2 protein-coding genes and 1 pseudogene are annotated in these 4,198 nt (G+C 63.6%); 2 read left to right on the top strand and 1 reads right to left on the bottom strand.

The features are described from left to right. Both J4F42_17570 and J4F42_17565 read left to right on the top strand, forming a co-directional pair. On the top strand, positions 1-2,880 hold a 2,880-nt coding region (locus J4F42_17570; GenBank protein ID MCE2487327.1), incomplete at its 5' end, for a type I restriction endonuclease subunit R. Further along, a pseudogene (locus tag J4F42_17565) lies at positions 2,784-3,059 on the top strand (DUF3387 domain-containing protein). The gene J4F42_17570 and the pseudogene J4F42_17565, both read left to right, overlap by 97 nt. 17 nt (positions 3,060-3,076) lie before the next feature. Here the strand turns inward: J4F42_17565 and J4F42_17560 are convergent. Then, positions 3,077-4,198 (bottom strand): amidohydrolase (locus J4F42_17560; protein ID MCE2487326.1); only part of this gene is annotated, 1,122 nt, incomplete at its 5' end.

Genomic DNA, 4,198 nt, shown 5'->3' with positions numbered 1-4,198 from the left:
GCGGTGGTGTTGGAACGGCGGCTGCGCGATGCCCTCGTCCGGCTCAACCCCAGCCTGCCGACCGAAGCCCTGGACGATGCTTTTCGCAGGCTGAGCCACCCGGACGGGCCGACGCTCGAAGCCCGTAACCGCGCCTTTCACCGTCTGCTCGTAGATGGTGTGACGGTGGAGTATCGCACAAACGACGGGGCAGTACGCGGCGCGCAGGCGCGGGTGATCGACTTCGACGATCCTGCCAACAACGACTGGCTGGCGGTCAATCAGTTCACCGTGGTCGAGAACAAGCACGAGCGTCGGCCCGATGTGGTGCTGTTCGTCAACGGCCTGCCGCTCGGAGTGATCGAACTCAAGAACCCGGCGGACGAAGACGCGACCATCTGGACTGCCTGGCAGCAGCTCCAGACCTATAAGGCCGAGCTACCGACGCTGTTCAGCATGAACGCAGCCCTGCTGGTCTCGGACGGTGTGGAGGCGCGTATTGGCACGCTGACCGCCGGGCGAGAGTGGTTCAAGCCCTGGCGCACGATCTCAGGCGAAACCCTGGCCGACCCGTACATGCCCCAATTGCAGGTCATGCTCGAAGGCGTATGCACACCGGGCCGCTTTCTTTCGCTGGTCCGCGACTTCATCGTGTTCGAGGATGACGGCAGCGGGGCGTTAGTCAAGAAAATGGCCGGCTATCACCAGTTCCACGCGGTCAGGGTTGCCGTGACCGAGACCCTGCGGGCTGCGGAGTTGGAGTTGGCGGAAGGACAGGCCGGCGAGCAGTTTGGCCGCTATGAGTCGGGCCGCAAGCCGGGCGGCGAGCCCGGCGACCGGCGTATCGGCGTGGTGTGGCATACCCAGGGGTCGGGCAAGAGCCTGACCATGGCCTTCTATGCCGGGCGCATCGTCCGTGAGCCGGCGATGGCGAACCCGACCGTGGTGGTGCTGACCGACCGCAACGATCTGGATGACCAGCTCTTTGGTACGTTTGCGCGTTGCCGTGACCTGCTGCGCCAGCCGCCCATGCAGGCGGCAAGCCGGGCTGACCTGCGCGTCAAGCTGGCGGTCGAGTCAGGTGGTGTGGTCTTTACCACCATTCAGAAGTTCATGCCGCCCTCGGCACAACCCTCACCCCAGCCCTCTCCCAGCGGGAGAGGGAGGAAGGCGTCAGGTGACCAGCACCCGTTGCTGTCGGGGCGGCGCAACATCGTGGTCATTGCCGACGAGGCGCACCGCAGCCAGTACGACTTCATCGACGGCTATGCGCGGCATATGCGGGACGCCCTGCCGCATGCCTCGTTTGTCGGTTTCACCGGCACGCCGATTGAGTTGCAGGACGCCAACACCCGAGCCGTGTTCGGCGACTACATCAGCATCTACGATATTCAGCGCGCGGTTGAGGACAGGGCCACCGTGCCGATCTATTACGAGAGTCGCTTAGCCAAACTGGCGTTGAACGAGAGCGAACGGCCAACGATTGACCCCGACTTTGAGGACGCGACCGAGGGCGAGGAGGTCGGGCGCAAGGAAAAGCTCAAGACCAAATGGGCGCAACTCGAAGCGCTTGTCGGCACTGAAAAACGTCTGAAGCTCATCGCTCAGGATATTGTTGACCACTTTGAGCAGCGCCTGGAAGCGCTCGACGGCAAGGCCATGGTCGTCTGCATGAGCCGGCGCATTTGCATCGAGCTGTACCGTGAGCTGGTGCGGCTGCGCCCGGACTGGCATCAGCAGGAAGACGACAAAGGGTGGATTAAAGTCGTGATGACCGGTTCGGCATCCGACCCGCCCGATTGGCAGCCGCATATTCGCACCAAGCCGCAGCGCGAGGCGCTGGCAAAACGCTTTCGCAATCCCGGCGACCCGCTGCGCCTGGTGCTGGTGCGCGATATGTGGCTGACCGGCTTTGACGCGCCGAGCCTGCACACCATGTATGTGGACAAGCCCATGCGCGGCCACGGTCTGATGCAGGCTATTGCTCGGGTCAACCGGGTGTTCCAGGACAAGCCGGGCGGGCTGGTGGTGGATTATCTGGGGCTGGCACATGAACTGAAACGCGCATTGGCAACCTATACCGAGAGCGGTGGCACCGGGGGAACCGTATTCAACCAGGAGCGGGCGGTGGGAGTGATGCTGGAGAGATATGAGGTCTGTTGCGACCTGCTCCACGGCTTTGACCGCTCGCAGTGGATCAGCGGTGCAGCGGCGGAACGGCTGTCCCTGCTGCCGGCCGCGCAGGAACACATCCTGGCCCAGGAGAACGGCAAGGATCGTTACCTGGCTGCGGTGCGAGAGCTGTCTCAGGCATTTGCCCTGGCTGTCCCGCATGAAGCCGCACTGCACATTCGGGACGAGGTGGCGTTCTTTCAGGCTGTCCGGGCGGTGCTTGCCAAACGGGCGTCTGGCGATACCCGTCCAGAGGAAGAGTTGGATCATGCGGTGCTTCAGATCGTTTCGCGCGCGGTCGTCTCGGAAGGAGTGCTCGACATCTTCTCCGCCGCCGGGCTGAAGAAACCCGATATCTCGGTTCTGTCGGACGAATTCCTGGCCGAGGTGCGGGACATGCCGCAGCGCAACCTTGCGGTCGAACTGTTGCAGAAATTGCTGAAAGGCGAACTCGCTGTCCGCCGTCGGAAAAACCTTGTCCAAGCGCGGTCGTTCGCCGAGATGCTGGAACACACCCTGCGTCGCTATCAGAACCGGGCCGTTGAAGCCGCGCAGGTGCTTGAAGAGCTGATCCAGCTTGCCCAGGAGTTACGCGAGGCAGGCGCGCGCGGCGAAAAACTCGGCCTGTCGGAGACGAGGTCGCGTTCTACGACGCGCTTGAAACGAATGACAGCGCGGTCCAGGTGCTCGGCGACGAAACCTTGCGCGATATCGCCCGTGAGTTGGTGAAAACCGTGCGTGACAACGTGACCATTAACTGGACGCTACGCGAGAATGTTCGCGCCAACCTGCGCCGGCTGGTCAAGCGCATTCTGCGTAAGCACGGTTATCCGCCCGACAAACAGGAACGGGCGACACGAACCGTGCTGGAACAGGCCGAGGTGTTGTCCGCAGGCTGGGCCGTCTGAGCAGACGGTGAACCGCGCTAGGCGTCCAGCTCGTACAGCTTGGCTGCGTTGCCGGCCACCATCTGGTAGACCTCGCCTTCCGGCACGCCGAGAAAATCGTTCGTGACCTGTTCCTGGGAATACGGGAAGGTCCCCTCGGTGTGGGGATAGTCCGAGCCCCACAGCAGGCGATCCACCCCGACCAGCTCGCGGGTCAGAATGCCGGCCCGGTCGTCCTCAAAGGTGGCCCAGAACTGGCGCTTGAAATAGGTGCTGGGCAGCTCGTCGGTCTTGGGCTCCATCCAGTGCTGGTGATCCGACCAATAGTGATCCATGGTCCGCAGCACGGACGCCAGCCAGCCAACGCCGCCCTCGGCCAGGACAAAGCGCAGTTTGGGGTAGCGCTTGGCCACGGCGCCCCAGATCAGGCCGGCCATGGCCCGCTCCATCGAACAGATCTTACTGTCCACAAAGGCCACCCCGAGCCCCAGGCGGTCGGCCTTGGTATAAAAGGCTTCATCGGTCCCGACGTGCAGGGAAACGGGCACGCCCAGCTCTTGCAGGGCGGCCCACAGCGGATCGTAGCCCGGGTCGCGATACGGGCTGCCGGCTATCTCACACGGGATGGACACCGAGCGCAGGCCCTTTGTAGCGACCCGTTGAGCTTCTTCGATTGCCCACTCGACCGGTCCCCGCATCGGCAGCAGACCCACCCCCAGGAGGCGGTCCGGGGCGGCCGCACAGAACTCGCTCAGCCAGTCGTTATAGACCCGGAAGCACTCGCGCTGATAGTCGGGGTCGGGCGCTACACTCAGAAACAGGCCCGCGCCGGGATAAATGACCTCGGCCCGCAGGTGATCCATATCCTGGTCGGCCAGACGCGCCTGAGGATCGTTGGCCCCCGGTCGGGTCTCGGCGTGGCGGCCGATGAATTTGGTGACCTTGCCGGCGAGCTTGTCTTCCATGGTTACGCCTTCGAGCCCGACCGGCAGCGGATTGAGACCGTCAATGATGTAGTAATCGCCCTCCGGGCGGGATTCGACGTGGGGCGCCCGGTCGCGAAAACGCTTGTCCATACGGCTGGTCCACAGATCGGCCGGTTCGACCACATGGCCGTCAGCCGAGACATATCCGCCTGTGATGGGTGTTGTCATGGTGTG

It is taken from the genome of Desulfurellaceae bacterium (genome assembly GCA_021296095.1).
Lineage (GTDB): Bacteria > Desulfobacterota > Binatia > Bin18 > Bin18 > JAAXHF01.
This window is presented reverse-complemented; position numbering and strand designations above follow the sequence as displayed.